Below are 20075 nucleotides of genomic sequence, written 5' to 3'. Positions count from 1 at the left end.
TGCGCTTGCCAAATCGGGCACCAGGGCGGTAAGTTTCTACCATCACAAGCAGGGCTGCCAGATCGGCCCGCGCCGCTGAGGATCACTGCCACCCAGACAAAGCCGTGCCCCGGGCGGCATGCAGAGCAGAGGCGGACCCGGGGCTTACGTTTTCCACCGTACCACGCCATCCCTTGCAGCTAACCGTGTCGGACGGAGTGATTCAGCATGAGCGCCGACGACCTGGCGGACTGGATCCGCCGGACGTTCTCCGAGCCTCGCTTGAACCCGTACCTGACGGAGAGTGGGCAGGATGCAGGCAAGGCGGTGGAACTCTACTGGTGGAACATCGATGTTTCGGCCGCCTTCTACGGGCCGCTGCACTGTCTCGAAGTCGCGCTAAGGAATGCCCTGCATGAGCAACTCCGTCGGCGATTCGGTCGGTCGGACTGGTGGGCATCAGCGTCGGTTCCCCTGACCGATCATGGCGTCCGGCTGGTGACCGAAGCGACGCTCAAGTGTCGCCGCAGGGGCCTAACGCCCCCGTCGGCGGATGACGTGGTCGCCGAATTGAGCTTCGGATTCTGGGTGTCCCTGCTGAGTAATCGCCGTGGTTCCTCCTACGACCGTTTGCTCTGGGTTCCGACGCTGCACCTGGCGTTTCCGCATCACTCCGGCCGACGGGACGACCTGCACGAGGCGTTCGAGACGATGCGGTTACTTCGAAACAGGATCATGCATTATGAGCCCATCCACCACCGCGACCTGGCTGCCGACCATCGCAAGCTCTATTTCCTGTTGAGCAGGATGGACCCCGTGCTGGCAAAGGAGATCCGGGGGCTGGACCGGGTCGGGACGGTCCTCGCGCGACGCCCTGACGTCCATCCGCGCGTCGCGCGGCCGGACCGCTGAGACGGGTATGGACACCACCGGAGCAGGTCTCGTTTCTCGATCTGACATAGCCCGTCTGGCGGGCGTGGAACGTCCGGCAGTCACGAACTGGCAGCGTCGTTATGCGGACTTCCCGAGGCCCGTGCAAACGGCTCACGGCGAGCTGTTCCAGCGAGACGAGGTGACCGCCTGGCTCTCTCGGCGTCGAATTCCGGAGCGGGCGCTCCGCGATGACGAATCGCCAGGCGCCACGTACGGCAGCCGGATGGAACCCGGCGCAGGACTCGAAGTGCCGACAGGCGGGTCGGGAGCACCGGAGCGCGATCACCTACTGGTGCGAGAGCTCGCCGGCCTTGCGGCGGACCTTCCCCGAGCGGCGACCCACGATGGCGTTTACTGGCACGTTCTTTTGGTGCTCGTGTTCCTGCGCCGCTTCTCGCTGGAGGCATGGCGCGATCTCGTCGCCTCAGTCGACCAGTCAGGTCTGCTAGGCAGCCGACTCGTCAACGCATGCGTTGACGTTGGTCTGGACGAGTCCGCGAGGATTGCCGAGCGGTTGACAAACGTGCAGCCGGCTGTGCGGCACGCTGTGCGTCGTGCGATCGGCCTCTTGGACGGGGTGACCGCAGAGTCGTCTGATCTTATCGGCGGCTTCGATCATGCGCTCGAACGGCTCGGTGACGACATGAGCCATCAGTTCATCACACCTCGATCGGTCGCCCGACTGATCGCGGAGTTGGTCGGCCCGATTACCGCCGGCTCACGCTGTCTCGATCCGTTCTGCCGGACCGGCGAACTTCTCGTCGAGCTTGCCCGTATGGCTGGTGGGCACGATTCGGCGCCGCTCGTCATACACGGTGTGCACCCCGAGCCGATTCTGGCGGAACTGGCCACGATGAACCTCGCCATGCACGGTGTGCATCCCCAGATGTCGAGCTCGGATCTGGCTCCGCTGGCCATGTCAGTGGACGACCGATTCGACGTGGTGGTGTCGAATCCGCCCTTCGGGTCGATGAGGGAGCCCGAGAGGGCGCACCGGCGGTATGGGCCATCCCGTCGGCTGGAGTTCAATTGGTTGCAAGTCGTCGTCGAGTTGCTTGACAGACACGGGCAGGGTTGTGTGGTCATGCCCAATGGTGCGGCCTTCACCCTAAGTCCCCGGGAGCGGGACATTCGCCGGGCCCTCGTTGAGGACGGAGCGCTTGCCGCCGTGGTGGCTCTGCCAATGCAACTCTTCCGGGAGACCTCGATCGGGGTAACGCTGTGGCTGGTCCAGCGGTCGTCGGGGCGGAGCGGGGAGATTCTTTTCGTCGATGCGCAGAAGTTGGGCCGCATGTCCACGCGGACCCGCCGAGAGCTGACACCGCAGAATATCCAGAGCGTGGTAATGGAGTATCGGCGATGGCGGTCGGCCCATGGGTCGGACCGGAAGTTCGTTCCGCGCGTAGGCTTCAGCGCCACCGCCACGGCCACGGCCATTGCCGAACAGGGCTACTCCTTGTATCCGCCGACTTACGTGGAGCCGGAGTCGGCCGCAGTGGACGGCGATTCCGAGGCGGACTTTTCGACGCTCGCGGAAGAGTTGGTTAGGTTGACGAATTCTGCAACCGAGATCGACGCGGGGGTTCGCGAGATGCTCCGGGGGTTCGGCGGGCGATGAGCTTCCTTGGTGTGCTGCCCGAAGGATGGGCAGAGTCGCGTCTGGGGGATATCGCCGATATCCGTTCCGGGCCTTCGGGGGCGGCGGTGCGGCCGCACGATCGGAGCGCTGACGGCGTGGGGATGATTATGCCCAAGGATGTCCGGGACGGGCGGGTCCAAACGGGTGCGGTCGGCCGCATCCGTGCCGACGTGGCGGCGACTCTCATGCCGTACACCGTTGTCATGGACGACATCCTCGTTACCCGAACCGGAACCGTCGGTCGGCTCGCGTGGATCCCGGCAACCTGCGACGGGTGGCTCTTCTCGACCGGCCTAATGAGAGTGCGCCCCAACCAAGTGGTGTCGCGGTACCTCGCCCACTACCTGGCGCTGCCCGAGGCGCAGGAGTGGGTGCGGCGGCGAGCCCGGGGTACGGCTGTGCCTTCGATCAGCACCGCAGTCCTCGCCGGGCTGCCGGTCACGCTTCCGCCCCTGCATCATCAGCGGGAGATCGCTGCTGCCCTCGCTCTGCTGGACGAGCAGGTCGAAGTTCACGACGCACTGAGCCGGTTAGCAGGTAGGACCCGGGATCGGCTGGCCGGAATGCTGATGCGAGGCGAGAGCCCCGGGCGGCTCGTGCTTCCTGGGTAACTTGTCGCGCCCGTCTCGGCGGGGCTGGCTATGGTCGTCAGGTGAACCGACTCGTCGACGCCACCTCCCCATACCTGCTCCAGCACGCCGACAACCCGGTCGACTGGTGGCCCTGGTCGGACGAGGCGTTCGCCGAGGCGAAACGGCGGGACGTCCCGGTGCTCATCTCGGTGGGCTATGCGGCCTGCCACTGGTGCCACGTGATGGCCCACGAGTCGTTCGAGAACGAGCAGGTCGCGGCCCTGTTGAACGACAACTTCGTGTCGATCAAGGTGGATCGTGAGGAGCGCCCGGACGTGGACGCGATCTACATGACCGCGACCCAGGCGATGACCGGCCAGGGCGGCTGGCCGATGACCGTCTTCGCCACCCCGGACGGCACGCCGTTCTTCTGCGGCACCTACTTCCCGCGCCCGAATTTCACGCAGTTGCTCCAGTCGGTCACCACCGCCTGGCGGGAGCAGCGCGAGGCGGTGCTGGGCCAGGGGGCCGCGGTGGTCGAGGCGATCGGCGGCGCACAGGCCGTGGGCGGCCCCACCGCCCCGCTGGACGCGCCGCTGCTCGACGCCGCGGCCGGCAGGCTGGCCAGTGAGTACGACGCGACGAACGGCGGCTTCGGCGGCGCCCCGAAGTTTCCACCACACATGAACCTGCTCTTCCTGCTGCGCCACCACCAGCGCACCGGCGACCCGCGCAGCCTGGAGATCACCAGGCACACCGCCGAGGCGATGGCCCGTGGTGGCATCTACGACCAGCTCGCCAGCGGCTTCGCCCGCTACTCGGTGGACGCGCACTGGACGGTGCCGCATTTCGAGAAGATGCTCTACGACAACGCGTTGCTGCTGCGGCTCTACACCCAGCTGTGGCGGCTCACCGGTGACCCGCTGGCCCGGCGGGTGGCCCGGGACACCGCCCGGTTCCTCGCCGACGAGCTGCACCGGCCGGGGCAGGGGTTCGCGTCCGCACTGGACGCCGACACCGAGGGCGTCGAGGGGCTCACCTACGCCTGGACGCCCGCCCAACTCGTCGAGGCGTTGGGCGAGGAGGACGGCCGGTTCGCCGCCGACCTGTTCACGGTGACCGACGAGGGCACTTTCGCCCCTCATTCCGCCTCCGCGCCGCAAGGCGGCACTCCGGACGGAAAGAAGGGCGTCGAAAAGGGCATGAGCGTGCTCAAGCTCGCCCGGGACGTCGACGACGCCGCCCCCGAGGTCCGGGCCCGCTGGCAGCAGGTGGTCGGGCGACTGCTCGGTGCCCGGGACACCCGGCCGCAGCCGGCCCGCGACGACAAGGTGGTGGCCGCCTGGAACGGCCTGGCGATCACCGCCATCGTCGAGTTCCTCCAGGTGGCCGCGTTGTACGCGTCCCCGCAGGATGAGGACGCCAACCTGATGGACGGCGTGACGATCGTCGCCGACGGCGCGATGCGCGACGCTGCCGAGCACCTGGCAGGAGTGCACCTGGTGGACGGCCGGCTGCGCCGGGTCTCCCGGGACGGCAGGGTCGGCGAGCCGGCGGGCGTCCTGGAGGACTACGGCTGTGTGGCCGAGGCATTCTGCGCGCTGCACCAGCTCACCGGCGAGGGGCGCTGGCTCACGCTGGCCGGCGAGTTGCTGGACACGGCGTTGGCGCACTTCGCCGCGCCCGGTGGTGCGTTCTACGACACCGCCGACGACGCGGAACGGCTTGTCGCCCGGCCCGCCGACCCGACCGACAACGCCACCCCGTCCGGCCGGTCGGCGTTGATCGCCGGGCTGGTGGCGTACTCCGCGTTGACCGGGGAGACGCGCTACCGGGAGGCCGCCGAGGCGGCGCTCGCCACTGTCGCGCCGATCGTCGGGCAGCACCCGCGGTTCACCGGATACGCGGCAATGGTCGGTGAGGCGTTGCTCTCCGGACCGTACGAGATCGCCGTGGTGACCGACGACCCGGCTGGCGATCCCCTGGTGGCCGCGGCCCGACGGCACGCCCCGCCCGGGGCTGTTGTCGTTGCGGGACAGCCGGACCAGCCCGGGGTGCCGCTGCTCGCGGACCGTCCGCTTGTCGACGGGCGGTCCGCCGCGTACGTCTGTCGGGGGTTCGTCTGCCAGCGGCCGGTGACCTCGGTGGAGGAGTTGGTCGCCGAGCTGGGCTGAGCGCACAGTAGTTGCCTACGCCGCACGCCGGGTGGCCCCCGCGGTGCTTCCGGGACGGGCCGCCGGCCCTGCGGGTGGGCGTGCCGAGGGCCCGGATAGGCTGGCCGCGCTATGGATTCCCGTACCGGTCTGCCTGTTGTCGGCATGGTGGGTGGCGGCCAGTTGGCCCGAATGACCCACCAGGCCGCGATCGCCCTCGGCCAGTCACTGCGTGTGCTCGCGACCGCCCCCGACGACGGCGCGGCGCTTGTCGCCGCCGACGTCCAGTACGGCGATCACACCGACCTGGCCGCCCTGCGCACCTTCGCCAAGGGCTGTGATGTGGTCACCTTCGACCACGAGCACGTGCCCTCGGAGCACATCCGCACGCTGACGGCGGAAGGGGTGACCCTCTATCCGCCGGCGAACGCGCTGCTGCACGCCCAGGACAAGCAGGTCATGCGGGAACGCCTGACCGAGCTGGGCGCGCCCAACCCGGCGTGGCGGCCGGTCGGCGAGCCCGCCGACCTGGTCGGCTTCGGCGAGCAGGTCGGCTGGCCGGTGGTGCTCAAGGCGGCGCGCGGTGGCTACGACGGCCGGGGCGTCTGGATGGTCGACGACGCCACCCAGGCCGCCGAGCTGGCGGGCACGCTGCTCGCCGGCGGCACCCGGCTGATCGTCGAGGAGCGGGTGCCGTTGCGCCGGGAGTTGGCCGTGCAGGTCGCCCGGTCGCCGTTCGGTCAGGTGGCCGCCTACCCGGTGGTGGAGACCGTGCAGCGGGACGGCATCAACGTGGAGGTGCTGGCCCCGGCGCCGGGCCTGGACGAGGAGTTGGCGGTCGCCGCCCAGCAACTCGCCATCGACCTGGCCACCGCGCTCGGAGTGATCGGCCTGCTGGCCGTCGAGCTGTTCGAGGTGCGCGACGACCCCGGCCGGCCCGCGATCGTGGTCAACGAGCTGGCGATGCGCCCGCACAACTCCGGGCACTGGACCATCGAGGGTGCCCGGACCTCGCAGTTCGAGCAGCACCTGCGGGCGGTGCTGGACTACCCGATGGGCGACACCTCGCTCACCGCGCCGGTGGTGGTGATGGCGAACGTGCTCGGCGGAGAGCCGGGCGGCATGTCGATCGACGAGCGGCTGCACCACCTCTTCGCCGCCGAGCCGGGCGCCAAGGTGCACCTCTACGGCAAGCAGGTGCGGCCCGGCCGGAAGGTCGGACACGTCACGGTGCTCGGCGACGACCTGGACGACGTACGGGCGCGGGCCGCACGGGCCGCGCGCTGGCTGCGTGAGGGGCACGAGTGAGTCCCTCAGCCGAGAAGGAGACCCCGGTGACCACTGTCGGTCTGATCATGGGCAGCGACTCGGACTGGCCGACCATGAAGGCCGCCGCCGAGGTGTTGGACGACTTCGGTGTGGCGTACGAGGTGCGGGTCATCTCGGCGCACCGCACTCCGGTCGCGATGATCGAGTACGGCCGCGACGCCGCCGACCGAGGGCTGAAGGTGATCATCGCCGGGGCCGGTGGTGCCGCCGCGCTGCCGGGCATGGTCGCCTCGGTGACGCCGCTGCCGGTGATCGGTGTGCCGGTGCCGCTGAAGCACCTCGACGGCATGGACTCGTTGCTGTCCATCGTGCAGATGCCGGCCGGGATCCCGGTCGCCACCGTGTCGATCGGCAACGCCCGCAACGCCGGCCTGCTGGCCGTCCGCATCCTCGGCGCGGCCGACGAGACGCTACGCGCCAGCATGACGACCTACCAGCAGAACCTGGAAAAGCTGGTGGCGGACAAGGAGTCAGCCCTCCGGGCAACCCTGTCCTAACCGTACCCCCGGCGATCTTGCACTTTCGGTTGTTACTTCGTGGCATTTACGCCTTGTGCCGCGACAGAAAGTGCAAGATCGCGTGAGGGGTCGCCTGGGGGCCTTGGATCTATCTCATGCCTCGCAGGGCTGTTTGGAGGCGTTCCTGGGTGCGGCGTCGGCGCTCGTTGCTCGCGCCGAGCACGAGCAGCAGGATGCCCACCGGGATGAGCGCCAGCCACGGGCCGAGGCTGACAAGCGCGTGGATAGCGGCGATCGCCGTGACCGACGCGCCGACGATCACCGGCGCCTGCTGCCGGCTGGACGATCCGAAGATCAACACCGCCACCGCGCCGAGGAGCAGCAGCATCTGCCGCACGGTGCTGGACTCGGTGGCGAGCACGATGGCCAGTGTCGGCACGAAGGCGGCGAACAGTGCCGGCCCGTACGCCATCCAACTGCTCAGGTCCGGTCGGTGGCGCAGTTCCAGGACCCCGACGAGCAGGGCCAGCGCGGCGAACGGCAGCGTGTACGCCTCGGGCAGCGCCACGTCGGCGACCCGCATCAGGATCCACCACGCGGTGATCTCGCAGACCACCACGGCCCAGAACAGGATCCGGCGTTCCACCGGCCGACGGCCGGGCCGGGTCGCCGCCACGCCGAGGACCGCACCCCAGGCGGCCAGCAGGGCGGCGATGTGTCGGGGCGAGTCGAAGGCGAGGGCCAACGCGATAAGCGCGGCGGCGTAACCGGTCCATTCCACAGTGGACGCTTCCCGCTGCGCCTCCGGACGGCGCAGCCGGGGCAGGGTCGCGGCGAGCACCTGCAGGACCGCCCCGACCGCGAGCACCCCGAACGCGGACCAGACCGCGGCCAGCCCGGCGACCAGGCCCACGGTGAGGACGAAGAGCTGCGCCATGAGCGAGGCGAAGAGCCAGCCGAGGATGCGCGCCCGCTGGGTGGTGCCGAACAGCGCCCCCACCGCGCCCACCCCGACACCGCTACCGAGGGTGAACAGGGTCATCTGCCGGTCGGCCAGGCTGCCGGCGAGCCCGGCGCTGCCTCCGGCCAGACCCATCACGAACACCAGCACCCGGGCCAGCCGCAGCGAGCGGGCCCGCTCGGCCAGCGGCGGCGGTGGGGTCAGCGCGAGCCCGAGCATCGCGATGGTGAAGACGGCGAGCGCGGCGACGGTGCTGGCGGGCCAGCCCCGGCCCAACGCGATGGGCGCGATCAGCAGGGTGACGGCTGCCCCGGGCAGCACCACCGGCACGGCCCGGGACCGCCGCCCGCCGCTGAACCCGGTGGCGGCCAACGCGGCGGTCGCGGTGAGCAGCAACGCCGTCAGCACGTGCGTCGGATTGACCACATCCGGCGGCGGGGTGAGCAGCCCCGGCGGCGGGCCCTGCCAGATCCGGGTCAGGGTGCGGTGTGGCTCGACAAGCGCGGTGACAAGCGCCGGCGCGATCGAGGCGAGAGCCAGGGCGGTCGGCAGGGCCGCCGCGGCCAGTGCGCCGGCAGCCGGGTTGACCCGCCACCGGCGTCGTTCCGGGTCGTCCGGCAGCCGCCGTAGCGCGCCGTCGAGCCGTACCGCCCAGCGCCGGACCGGCTGGGCCGAGCCGGTGGGCGGCACGGTGGCCGCTCGGATCAGCTCGGCCAGCACGCCGAGCAGGGCGGCGGCGGCAGCGTAGACGCCCGCGGGGAGGCCGGTGGGGATGGCGGCGAGGGCACTGATGCTGGCCCCGCCGACCACCGCGACGCTGACCCAGGGCAGATATTGCGGCACCTGCCGGCGGACCGCTGCCACGGCGGCCAGGCCGAGGCTGGACGCGGCCAGCGCGGCGGTCAGCACCACCTGTGCCGAGTTCTCGAATTCGGCGGCCAGTGCCGCCACCGCACCGGGAAGGGCCAGCAGCGCGGCACCGATCGCCGCACCACCGATCTGCGCCAGGTGCGGTGGCATCCCCTCGGTGTCGATGTCGGTCACCTGTGGGCCGGCCAGGACGCGGGCCAGCGTCGCCACCACCACGCCGATCAGCGCGATGCTGACCAGGGCCAGTGCCGTCGTCCAGGGCCGGACCAGGCCGGCTCCGGCGGCGTGCAGCGCGACCACCCCGGCCACCGTCGCCCGGGACAACCCGGCTCGCGCCTCCTCGGTGGCCACCGCGGCCATCCCGTAGATGGTGGCGACCATTCCGCCGACCAGGACCGGCGACCACCAGGCCAGATCGAAAGCGGCAGGCGCGCCGATCGTGGCGAGCACCATGGCCCCGCCGGACACGTCCCACCGCCAGGGCGGCGGGAGCAGGATGCCGGCGGCGAGGGCCAACAGCGCCAGCGCGACAGGTGCCTGCCAGGTGGCCCCGCCGACGGGCGACGCCGGCCAGCCGCTCAGGTCGCCCTGCCAGATCGGGCCGGGGGTGGCCAGCACGCCGACGCCACCGCGCAGCGCCGACCATCCGGCGAGGACGCCGATGAGGAGACCGCCGGCGGCGAGGCCGAGGATTGGGCCGCGTCGCCACTCCTCCGGCATGGTGCGTGCTCCCACGGCGACCACCAGGACCAGGGCGGCGGCCATCGCCAACTGCCCGCCCGGGGCGAGCACCGCTCCGATCCGCACCAGCGTGGCGATCAGCGCGGTGGTGACCGCCGCGGCGGCCAGGTCCGAGCCGTCGAGGGTGAGGTCGGCGCGACGGCCGGCGTCGATGGAGGGGGCCAGGAACAGCAGCACTGCGGCGACCAGCAGTAACGCGCCCACCCAGGCGTCGGCGACGGTCGCGCCGGGCGCTCCGAACGCGGCGGCGGTGACGAGCAACGCGCCCAGACCGGTGCCGACCGACAGCGGTGCGGGGATGCGACGCTGGGAGACCTGCACGACGGCGGCGTAGCCGAGGGTCACGCAGACCGCCAGGAAGCTGGCCGCCAGGACCGGGACGGTCACCTCCCGAAGGCTGGCCGGGGTGGGGGTCGGGTCGGTGGGCACGGTGGCGGCCACGAACGCGGCCACCGCCCCGGGCAGCGCGAACGCCGCGCCTCCGGCGGCCCAGGCGGTGACCGTGTCGGAGGCGGCCGAGGCGATCCGGATCCGGGGTGCCAGCGCGACAAGCGTGCCGGCCGCGCACAGGGTGAGCAGGACCGCGGCGGTGAGCGTGGGGCGCGACAGGCTGGCACCGGCGCCGAGCAGGCCCACCACGGCCGCCCCGATGGCGTGCGCCGCCGCCGCTCGGTGGGTGCGCGCGGAGAGCCCGATGACCCCGATGCCGACCGCGGTGATCACCATCGGCCAGGGTGCCGTGGCCCAACCGAGACCGAGCGAGGCCGGTACGGCGAGCGCGGTCAGCGCCGCGCCGGCGACCGCGAATTCCCGGCGGATCTCCGTGGGCAGGGCCAGCACCGCCGCGATGGTGAGCAGGAGAGCGGCACCCGCGAGCTGCCAGGTGGTCGGCCCCACCGCGGCCGCCAGCTCGGCCGGGAACCTGTCGAGGTCGGCACCCCAGGCGGGCAGTGCCGCCCGGACCGGCGCCAACCCGGCGCGTAGCGCGCCACCGGCGACCACCAGCCCACTGACGGTCAGCGCCACCGCCGAGGCGAGCTGTGGGCCGCGTCGGGCCGCCTCGGGGACCGCGCGCACGGCCAGCCCGGTCACCGTGATGACCGCCGCGATCAGCAGCAGTGCCCGACCCGGGAAGGCCACCGAGGCGATTCGACTCAGCGCGCCGATCACGGCCAGCGTCACGATGCCGGCCGCGACGTCGGGCAGCGGCGGGCGACGCAGCACCAGCGCGCCGGCCAGCCCGATCGCGGCGGCCAGTAGCAGCACCACCCCGGCGCCGGTCGCGGTCGGCACGGTCTGCGCCCGGAGCAGGGCGGTGACCGCGTACGCCAGGGCGACCGCGACCGCCACCGCGTGCAGCACCCAGGTCAGCTCGCGCAGGCCGGGAACCGGGCGGGCCGGCCGGTTGTCGGCCGAATCCGCGCCGGCGTCGATCAGCTCGGCGGCCTCCTCCGGGTCGCCCTCCGGTCGGGTCTCGGCGCTGCGCTGGCGTGGTGCCGGCGTGGCGCCCGACGGTGGCGGGTCCTGCCGGGCGGGGCGTTCCAGGGCCACCCCGGAGCGGGCCAGCCAGAGGTCGACGAGGGCGACCAGGGCCAGCACCAGCGCCCAGCCGCCCGGTCCGGTGAGCTGGTCGTACGCCAACAACGGCAGCACCGGCTGCGCGGCGAGCACGGTGGCGAAGCGGGGTGCGCGCAGACCGGTCCAGCCGGCGTACCCGAGGGCGACCGCGGCGGTGACCGCGAAGAGCGCACCGGCGAAGACCGTGCCGGAGGCGCCGCCGGCGCCGATCCGGTCGACGGCCCAGAGGGCGTTGCCGGCGAGCGGCACCAGCAGCAGGCCAACGGCGGCGATGGTCTCGGCGGTGGAGGTGAGCCCGCGCCGGGCCAGCACCGGTGGGGCGAGCAGCATCAGCACCGTGGCCAGGAGCAGGATGCCGAGCCGGGCCAGCGCGTCCATCGAGCTGGTGGCGACCGCGGCGAAGACCACCGCGGCCACCGCGAGCAGCAACGCGCCCAGCCCGAGGGGGATGTTCTGGACCTCGCGCGAGGAGGCTTCCGGGGGATGGGCCGGATCGTCCGCGTCCAGCCAGCTTGGCCGCGGCGGAGGCGGCGGCGGGTCCTCGGGCGCGGTCGGGGTGCCCTGGCGGGGGACCCGGGGCGGCGCGGACGTGCCGGCGGCCGACGGCCGCCGACCGGGACGGCGGCGTAGCACCCGGCGGGGTCGGGTGGCCTGCTTGAGCCGCTCCTCACCGGCGTGGGCGAGGATGTCCCGCTGGAAGAGCGCGGCCTGCATCTTCGCGGCGATCTGCCGCTGCTCGCGGGCGATGGCGGCGTCGCGCGCCTTCATCTCCGCGATCGAACGCTCGATGTCCGCGAGGTGCTCGACCCACTGCGGCTGGTCGGCCCCGCAGTGTGGGCAGTGGACGGCCGGCTTGATCTCCCGGCCGCACGAGGAGCATTGAAAGTTCGCCACGACACCCCTCCACCCGCACTGTGGACTTCTACTGTCGCAGCATGCCCAAAGCTGGCCCGGATTTCGACTCTTGTCGGCGGGTCCGGGGCAAACAACGACACCGGCCGGCCATCGAGACGTTCGATGGCCGGCCGGTGGGGTGGTCCGATCAGGGGCGGCCCATGCCCCGGTACTCCCAGCCGGCCTGGGTCCAGAGCGTCGAGTCGAGACAGTTTCGGCCGTCGACCACCTTGCGACCGTTTACCAACTCGCCGAGGGCGACCGGGTCGGCGTTGCGGAAGTCGGCCCACTCGGTGAGGACGCAGACCAGGTCCGCGCCGGTGACCGCCTCGTTGATGCCGGTCTCGTAGATCAGCTCGGGCACCGCGCGGCGGGCGTTCTCGGTGCCCTGCGGGTCGTACACGTGCACCTCGGCGCCGGCCTTGTGCAGCAGTGCGGCGACGGCGAGCGCCGGGGCGTCGCGGACGTCGTCGGTGTTGGGCTTGAAGGTCGCGCCGAGCACGGCGATCCGGGTGCCGGAGAAGTCCGGGCCGGCGGGACCGGAGCGGCGGCCGAGCAGCTCCGAGGCCAGGTGCAGCACCCGGGTACGACGGCGCAGGTTGATCAGGTCGACCTCGTGCAGGAACCGCAGCGCCTCGCCGGCGCCCAGCTCCTGGGCACGGGCCTGGAAGGCCCGGATGTCCTTGGGCAGGCAGGCGCCGCCGAAGCCGAGGCCGGCCTGGAGGAACCGGTTGCCGATCCGTGGGTCGTAGCCGATCGCGCGGGCGAGTTGGGTGACGTCGCCACCGGAGGCCTCGCAGACCTCGGCCATCGCGTTGATGAAGGAGATCTTGGTGGCCAGGAAGGCGTTCGCGGCGACCTTGACCAGCTCGGCGGTGGAGAAGTCGGTGACCACCAGGGGCACCTCGCGGTCCTCGGTGGCGGCCAGGTCGAACACGCCCTTGTGCGCGGCGTAGAGCATGCCGTTGGCCCACTCGCTCTTCACGCCGACCACGATCCGGTTGGGGCGCAGGACGTCGTCGACGGCGAAGCCCTCCTGGAGGAACTCGGGGCTCCACGCCACCTCGACGCCCAGGTCGTGCGGGGTGTGCTTGCCGACGAGCTGCTCCACCCACTCGGCGGTGCCGACCGGGACGGTGGACTTGCCGACGATCAGCGCCTTGCGGGTGAGGTGCTGTGCGAGGCCGGTGACCGACGCCTCGACGTACGACAGGTCGGCGCCCATCCCGTCGGCCCGCTGGGGGGTGCCGACGCAGATGAAGTGCACGTCACCGAAGTCGGCGGTCTCGGCGATGTCGGTGCTGAACCGGAGGCGGCCGGCGGCGAGGTTGCGCCGCAGCAACTCGTCGAGGCCGGGCTCGTGGATCGGCACCTGACCGGCGTTCAACATCGCGATCTTGTCGGCATCGACGTCGAATCCGAGCACGTCGTAGCCCAGTTCGGCGTAGCAGATGGCGTAGGTCGCACCGAGGTAGCCGGTCCCCAGGAACGTCACCCGCGGTCGAGGCGCGCCCGAGGGCGGCGTCACCGCCGCGATGGCGGGGGTCGGCTGGATGGTGGGGTAGGGGATCGTCACGCCTGTCTTCTCCGCTCGCACTGGCGGCGCGTCGTCGCGTCGCAATCCGCTGCGGCGCCTGGCGGGGCACCGGAGGGGTGGCTCACTGTTGTCCTCCATCATTGCCCAGCGGCGTGGGTGCACCCTCATGCCCATACCTACGCGCCGGTAACATCACCTGAACCGCAGTCGCTAGTCTTCAGTCTGCGCGGTCGGCGGTCAGGAGTCGTCACAGACTGCGCATGATAGCGGTGAAGGGAAGGGGCCCAACATGGCCGCAGGCGAGTTGTTCGACGTCTACCGGTTGCCCGAGGAGCACGAGGCGATCCGGGAGGCGGTGCGTGCGGTCTGCGCGGCGAAGGTCGCCCCGCACGCCGCCGAGGCCGACGAGACCGGGGAGTTTCCCAAGGCGTCCTACGACGCGCTGCGGGCCGCCGACTTCCACGCCCCGCACATCCCCGAGGAGTACGGCGGCGCGGGCGCCGACGCGCTGGCCACCGCCATCGTGATCGAGGAGGTGGCCCGCGCCTGCGCGTCCTCCTCGCTGATCCCGGCGGTGAACAAACTCGGCACGATGCCGCTGTTGTTGTCCGGTTCCGAGGAGCTCAAGCGCCGCTACCTGACGCCTGTCGCGGCCGGGGACGCGATGTTCTCGTACTGCCTCTCCGAGCCGGAGGCGGGCAGCGACGCCGCGTCGATGACGACCCGGGCCGTGCGTGACGCGGATCACTGGGTGCTCAACGGCGTGAAGCGGTGGATCACCAACGCGGGCGTCTCCGAGTTCTACACCGTCTTTGCCGTCACCGACCCGACTGCCCGCTCCCGGGGCATCTCGGCCTTCGTGGTGGAGAAGTCCGATGCCGGTGTGAGCTTCGGCGCACCCGAGAAGAAGCTCGGCATCAAGGGCTCGCCCACCCGCGAGGTCTACCTCGACAACGTGCGGATCCCCGCCGACCGGATGATCGGCGCGGAGGGCACCGGCTTCGCCACCGCGATGAAGACCCTGGACCACACCCGGGTCACCATCGCCGCGCAGGCCGTCGGGATCGCGCAGGGCGCGCTCGACTACGCCAAGGGGTACGTGGCCGAGCGTCGCCAGTTCGGCAAGGCGGTCGCCGAGTTCCAGGGCATCCAGTTCATGCTCGCCGACATGGGCATGAAGCTGGAAGCGGCCCGGCAGCTCACGTACGCGGCTGCCGGTAAGTCGGAGCGCGGTGACGCCGATCTCACCTACTTCGGCGCGGCGGCCAAGTGCTTCGCCTCGGACGCCGCCATGGAGATCACCACGGACGCGGTGCAGTTGCTCGGCGGCTACGGCTACACGCGGGACTACCCCGTCGAGCGGATGATGCGCGACGCCAAGATCACCCAGATCTACGAAGGTACGAACCAGGTGCAGCGGATCGTCATGGCGCGGCAGCTCCTGAAGGACTGATTGCGGCTGTTGTGCAGTTCAGAGCGGGTGTGACCGAGTCAATCGACTCGGTCACGACTCGTATCCGGCCGGTTGCTCTGCGGGAAATTTTCGGCCGTTCCGGGTGTCGACCGGCAGCCGGTCCGCTGGGGGCTCTTGAGCCGCTGACACTGGCTGATCTCCTCCGCGCGTCGTCAAGTCAGACTCGCCGCCGTGAGGCTGTTGTCACGGGCCGAGGCCGCGGTGATCTGGGCGGCGAGTGCTTCAGGTGTCGCGTCGGCCGGCCGGCGGCAGCATGAGCTCGCTGTATGTGGACAGGGCCCCGGTCCAGTCGTTCTGGGCGACGTAGGCGACGTAGCCGTCGGGCCGGACGAGGATCTGGGCCGAGCTGGTGATGCCGTAGATGCGGCTCACCCCTGCCGCATCCTTTTCGGGGACCTCGACGGTCTTGAGAGCAGCGCCCGGCCCGGGCCACGAGATGTGCTTGAGCGCCGACACTGCGCGCTGCCCGACGGCAATGAGGGTGAAGTGAGCACCGCGAAAGGTGTCGAACAGTTGGCCCGGGCGGCCGTTGGTGTCGAGGTAACGAGCGTTGGGTGCGCGGTCACCGGCGATGACGTTGGGGGTCTCTTCGTCGCTGTCGGCAGCCAGAGGGCCACCGCGGTAGTTGAGGGCGAGTTGGCGTTCCTCGTCGCCGCGTTTGGCCGCGGCGAGCGGGCGACTGCTCATCCGGGCGTAGATGTCGCTCGACAGCCCCAGTACCCGGGCGGCGATGGGCTGCCGTTCGGCCTCGTAGGTGTCGAGCAGGTCGTCGGGTGCTCCGGCGAGGACCTGGCCCAGTTTCCAACCGAGGTTGTAGGCGTCCTGCACGCCCGTGTTCAAGCCCTGACCACCGGTCGGCGGGTGTACGTGGGCGGCGTCGCCGACGAGGAAGACGTTCCCGGACCGGTAATGCTGCGCCAGCCTGATGTTTGGCCGCCACACCGAGGCCCAGTGCACCTCCGCTACGTGCAGTTTGGTGCCCGCGAACACGTGAACGAGGCGGTTCACGGCTTCCTGGCCCAGATCGGTTCCTTCGTCTGGGCGCAGCTTGAGCATTAGTTGGAACGTGTCGCCGTCCGGCAACGGGCACAGGGCCATGAACCGGCCGTTGCTACGGGGCCAGATGTGCCACCGGTTGCGGGGCAGACCGGTCAGGGTCACGTCAGCGACGATCATACGGTCGCTCTCGTCGGTGTCCCCGATGAAGTCGATGCCCGCGGTACGGCGGACGGCACTGCCGCCTCCGTCGGCGCCGACCAGGAAACGGGCGGAGATCCGCACGATGCCAGCCGGACCTTCGACGGTGGCGACGACACCGTCCGCGTCCTGCTCGTAGGACGTCAGCCGGGTCCGGTACTCGACCGTGCCGCCGAGTTGCTCGAGACGGCGTTTGATCGCCGCATCAGTGTCGTACTGCGCCACCAGAATGGTGTTCGGGTGGGGAACATCCGCAGTCGATTTGCGGTGCTTGATCATCACCCAGGGCACGGTGAGGGGGCCGACATGCGCGCCGAGCATGGGATAGAGCGAACTGCGGGACTGGATCTCGGCCAGGATGCCGAGGTCGTCCAGAACCTCTTGGGTTCGTGGCTGGATCCCTTTGGCCCGAGAGCCTTCGAAGCTGTGGTCGGCGGCGTCGATGACGCGCAGCCGAACACCGCGGCGCTGAAGATCACAGGCCAGCGCGAGCCCGGCCGGGCCGGCCCCGACCACCAGCACGTCGATACGGTCAGTCATTGCCGTCACCTCGAAGCTCCAAAACGGTTGAGTGGCTTCGCCCACTGCACGGGATCGATCGGGACGCTGTGCCACTGGATCCGTCGGTCGAACGCCAGGTCAGCGTCGCTGGTCTAGGGCCCCCAGGCAGCCTGTCGGCAGCCGGTTGTAGACGGCGTCCTTCTCGGGATTGCCCTGTGCCAGAGCGAATGGGACGGGATTGGGAATCACCCTCCCCGTGTCCGCCGTGGCGGCCTATCCGTGCGCGAGCGTCTGCAACCAGACGACCACCAGGCCGGCGACACCCAGGGTCAGGAGGAACAGCGTTCGCTGCCACCACGGCACGTTGATGCCGCGTATCGCGACGGCGGCGACGGTGACGAGCGTTGCGAGAAGAACGGCTGCGGAAACCCACAACGCGGGGGTGAGGGGCCAGGCGCCGAGAGCAGAGGCGCCGAGCAGAACAAACGGGGCGACGACCGTCACCAACGAGCCCAGCGAGGCCCGCAGCGCGTGGCGCAGCTCCGGACCCTTCACGAACCGATCGTGTACGGCCAGGTGTGAGAGCACGTCGGCGGTCAGTGTGGCGACCACGGTCCCGGTGGTCGTGGCGAGCAGAACGAGTGTCGCCGCAAGAGGTGTCCCGGGGTGGGAAGCCACGACGAGAGTCACGGAGAGCGCGGTGAAGGTGACATAGATCCCCTCGCGTAGGGAGTCGGTCTGCTGCGCGGGGGTCGCAGCCGGGGTGAACCGGCGGCGTCGAGAGAACGTCCTGTCAGTATTAATGACTACAGCGTAGCCATAAATATTCGAACAGGCCAGTGGATCCACACCGCGATTTCGAACTCCGTTGCTGGTAACCGTCGTCGACCAGGGTGCACAGGGATCAACGGCCCGGCCAGCCACCCATTCGAGGCACCCGATGCCAGGGCGTCGCGACGCCAGAGCTGCGGTCCGCAGCGGTCCCTTGAGTCCGGCAATGCCCGCATCCGCTTCTCCTGGTCCCATGCGTGTAGCGTCTTCGTACTGTCCTGACCCGAAGGTCGTGGCCTCGCACTCGTGATGGGAGACGCGATCGAATGGACGGTCCGGCCAGGAAAGAACCAAAGCGGCCACGAGGACGTCCCGCCGTCGGTCGCGCCCGCATCATCGAGGCGGCACTCGGCGTCCTCGACGAGGAAGGCGCAGACGCCCTCACCTTCCGGGCTGTGGCCAAACGTCTCTCCTCGAGCACAGCGACGCTCTATCGCCATGTCGAAGGCCGCTCTGAACTACTCGGGCTTGTCATGGACTACCTTCTTGGCGAAGCTGACGGGCAGATCCGGGCCCAGCTCGGCGCGAACGCGAACTGGGACGAGGTCTGCCGCAACTCCGCCAGAATCTCGTACCGGGTCATGTCGAGCCACAACGCCTCAGCGCACCTGTTCACCAGCAGATTTCCGCTGGGGCCGAACGGCCTGGTCATCCGCGAACGGATGCTGGCCGCCCTGCTGCAGGCCGGGTTTCCCCCCATGATGTCCGTGAACGCAGTCGCGATGATCTCCCATTACGTGGTGGGGTTCGCGATGCAGAACGACGCGACGGTCAGTCGTTCGACGCTGGAGGAGACCTTTCTGGGGGAGGGCGGCGACCGGTACCCTGCCACGGCTTCGGTCGTGCACCTCCTGCCCCGTCCGCTGGACGAGGAATTCGAGTTTGGGCTCGATCTGATTCTCCAAGCCCTGAACAACGGACTCTCGGGTTCCGCACCTCCGTTGGCAGCGCGCGAACACTGACCCGGTAGTTGAGCCGCACAGTGACTTACTTCGCAATACTTGCCTCTGACGCCAACGTAAGGTTTTAGCCTGACGGCATGCAGATCAACGGCACGAAAGCCCTCGTAACAGGCGCCAATCGTGGACTCGGCAAGGCCTTCGCCGAGGCTCTCCTCGCCCGCGGCGCCACCACCGTCTACGCCACCGCCCGACGCCCCGAGCGCATCAACATCCCCGGCGTCGTTCCCCTCCAGCTGGACATCACCGACCCGACATCCGTCGACGCCGCGGCAGCCGAGGTGGGCGACCTCGATGTCCTCATCAACAATGCTGGCATCTCCACAAACGCGCCCCTGCTCGGGCCCTCTACGGAAAACGTCCGCCGCGAGTTCGACACCAACTTCTGGGGCACTCTCAACGTCACCCGCGCCTTCGCCCCCAGGCTTGCGGGGGGCGCCATTCTCAACGTCATCTCAGCGCTGAGCTGGTACACCTTCGGCCCCGCCAGCAACGGCTACGCCGCCTCCAAAGCTGCGGAGTGGTCCCTCACCAACGGCATCAGGCTCGAGCTGGCCGACCAGAAAACCCAGGTCACCGCCCTGGCCCTGGCCATAGCCGACACCGACATGATGGCCGCCTACGACATCCCCAAACTCCCACCCCACGAGGTGGTCGCCATGGCACTGGACGGCCTGGAAGCGGGCAAGCTGGAAGTAATCGCCGACAGTCCCACCGCCAAGGTAAAGGCCTCGCTCTCCCGCGATCCCGCCCTCTTCTACGCCGACATCCAGGCCGCCCTCTTCGGCTGACACCAGCACCTCCTGCCCAGCCGGCCAGGGAATGTGTGGCCGATCGACGTGCTGCTGGGGCTGGCGGTGAGCTCTGCGACCGCATCGAGGGCCGTCTGCACGGTCCGTACTGCCGGGGTGGCGTGGTTGAGGAGCGCCGCCCCGGGGGTGGCATCTCGTCGCGCTCAGTGGGCGAAGCGGCCGTAGCGACCGCGGAGGAACAGCAGGGGCTGCCCGTCCGTCCGACCGTGCGGGTGGTGCACCCGCAGCACGACTATGACGTGGTCGCCGGCGTCATGTTCGGCTTCCACCGTGCCCTCCAGCCATGCCACCACGCCGGCCAGTACCGGCGCGCCACCGGGGGACAGCTCCCAGTCGAGGTCCCCGGACGCGAACGAGTTCACGGTCAGACCGACCGGCCGGTCGGATGCGGGATCGAGGGCCGTCACCGTCGTGACGCCTGTGCCGAAATGGCCCAGGACGTGCCGGAACTGGTCGGGTTCAACCGTTGGCGCGGGTGGGTTCACGAGTCTGTCCTCCGTTCCGGTCGCCGCCGGCCCGCGAGCGACCGGGGGCGGGCGCGGAGCGATCGACCGGTTGACCGAAATGAATGCGGTCAACGTCGGCAACATTGGGGTTGGCCAGCATGAATGCCGGTAACGCGACGAAGAGTTCGAGGATGGTCCGGAATTGTCGGTG

At 70.3% G+C, this 20075-nt stretch carries 14 protein-coding genes; 9 read left to right on the top strand and 5 right to left on the bottom strand.

The window, feature by feature from the left end; all coding sequences use genetic code 11:
• Positions 1-207: 207 nt before the first annotated feature.
• From ACLQ29_RS01820 to purE, 6 genes are all read left to right on the top strand, one after another.
• Entirely contained in the window at positions 208-891 is a 684-nt protein-coding gene (locus ACLQ29_RS01820) for a hypothetical protein (RefSeq protein ID WP_425769931.1), read from the top strand.
• A 391-nt stretch (positions 892-1282) separates the two neighbouring features.
• Entirely contained in the window at positions 1283-2530 is a 1248-nt protein-coding gene (locus ACLQ29_RS01815; protein WP_425769930.1) for an HsdM family class I SAM-dependent methyltransferase, read from the top strand.
• Positions 2527-3162 (top strand): restriction endonuclease subunit S, encoded by a 636-nt coding sequence (locus ACLQ29_RS01810; RefSeq protein WP_425769929.1) that lies wholly within the window; start codon positions 2527-2529, stop codon positions 3160-3162. The genes ACLQ29_RS01815 and ACLQ29_RS01810 overlap by 4 nt, the downstream gene beginning before the upstream one ends.
• A 41-nt stretch (positions 3163-3203) precedes the next feature.
• The gene (locus tag ACLQ29_RS01805; RefSeq protein ID WP_425769928.1) at positions 3204-5297 is read left to right on the top strand and encodes a thioredoxin domain-containing protein; all 2094 of its coding nucleotides are present in this window, start codon (positions 3204-3206) and stop codon (positions 5295-5297) included.
• 111 nt (positions 5298-5408) lie between these two features.
• Positions 5409-6584 (top strand): 5-(carboxyamino)imidazole ribonucleotide synthase, encoded by a 1176-nt coding sequence (locus ACLQ29_RS01800; RefSeq protein ID WP_425769927.1) that lies wholly within the window; start codon positions 5409-5411, stop codon positions 6582-6584.
• 26 nt (positions 6585-6610) lie between these two features.
• A complete protein-coding gene (gene purE, locus ACLQ29_RS01795; RefSeq protein WP_425769926.1) occupies positions 6611-7102 on the top strand; it encodes a 5-(carboxyamino)imidazole ribonucleotide mutase in 492 nt (163 codons plus the stop codon).
• A gap of 109 nt (positions 7103-7211) precedes the next feature.
• Here the strand turns inward: purE and ACLQ29_RS01790 are convergent, their stop codons facing one another.
• Positions 7212-12107: an SCO7613 C-terminal domain-containing membrane protein gene (locus ACLQ29_RS01790; protein WP_425769925.1), complete on the bottom strand. Its 4896-nt coding sequence runs from the start codon at positions 12105-12107 to the stop codon at positions 7212-7214.
• 148 nt (positions 12108-12255) lie between these two features.
• Positions 12256-13683, bottom strand: a complete 1428-nt coding sequence (locus tag ACLQ29_RS01785; protein WP_425769924.1) for a UDP-glucose dehydrogenase family protein — start codon at positions 13681-13683, stop codon at positions 12256-12258.
• Positions 13684-13933: 250 nt separating this feature from the next.
• On the opposite strand from ACLQ29_RS01785, the gene ACLQ29_RS01780 reads away from it, so the two are divergent.
• On the top strand, positions 13934-15097 hold the full coding sequence (locus ACLQ29_RS01780) for an acyl-CoA dehydrogenase family protein (RefSeq protein ID WP_425769923.1): 1164 nt from the start codon (positions 13934-13936) through the stop codon (positions 15095-15097).
• Between the two features lie 243 nt (positions 15098-15340).
• Here ACLQ29_RS01780 and ACLQ29_RS01775 read toward each other — a convergent pair whose 3' ends face one another.
• Both ACLQ29_RS01775 and ACLQ29_RS01770 read right to left on the bottom strand, forming a co-directional pair.
• Positions 15341-16855 carry an FAD-dependent monooxygenase gene (locus ACLQ29_RS01775; RefSeq protein ID WP_425769922.1) on the bottom strand — a complete coding sequence of 505 codons (1515 nt, stop codon included), beginning with the start codon at positions 16853-16855 and terminating at the stop codon, positions 15341-15343.
• A gap of 234 nt (positions 16856-17089) precedes the next feature.
• Entirely contained in the window at positions 17090-17665 is a 576-nt protein-coding gene (locus tag ACLQ29_RS01770; RefSeq protein ID WP_425769921.1) for a hypothetical protein, read from the bottom strand.
• Positions 17666-17913: 248 nt separating this feature from the next.
• Between ACLQ29_RS01770 and ACLQ29_RS01765 the strand changes: the two genes are divergently transcribed.
• A complete protein-coding gene (locus tag ACLQ29_RS01765; RefSeq protein ID WP_425769920.1) occupies positions 17914-18609 on the top strand; it encodes a TetR/AcrR family transcriptional regulator in 696 nt (231 codons plus the stop codon).
• A gap of 77 nt (positions 18610-18686) precedes the next feature.
• Positions 18687-19397 carry an SDR family oxidoreductase gene (locus tag ACLQ29_RS01760; protein WP_425769919.1) on the top strand — a complete coding sequence of 237 codons (711 nt, stop codon included), beginning with the start codon at positions 18687-18689 and terminating at the stop codon, positions 19395-19397.
• A 164-nt stretch (positions 19398-19561) separates the two neighbouring features.
• Here the strand turns inward: ACLQ29_RS01760 and ACLQ29_RS01755 are convergent, their stop codons facing one another.
• A complete protein-coding gene (locus ACLQ29_RS01755; RefSeq protein WP_425769918.1) occupies positions 19562-19903 on the bottom strand; it encodes a flavin reductase family protein in 342 nt (113 codons plus the stop codon).
• Between the last annotated feature and the right edge of the window lie 172 nt (positions 19904-20075).

The organism is Micromonospora sp. DT228 (genome assembly GCF_049841595.1).
GTDB lineage: Bacteria > Actinomycetota > Actinomycetes > Mycobacteriales > Micromonosporaceae > Micromonospora.
Note: the sequence above shows the minus strand (reverse complement) of the source record. Positions and strands in the feature narration are given on the sequence as shown.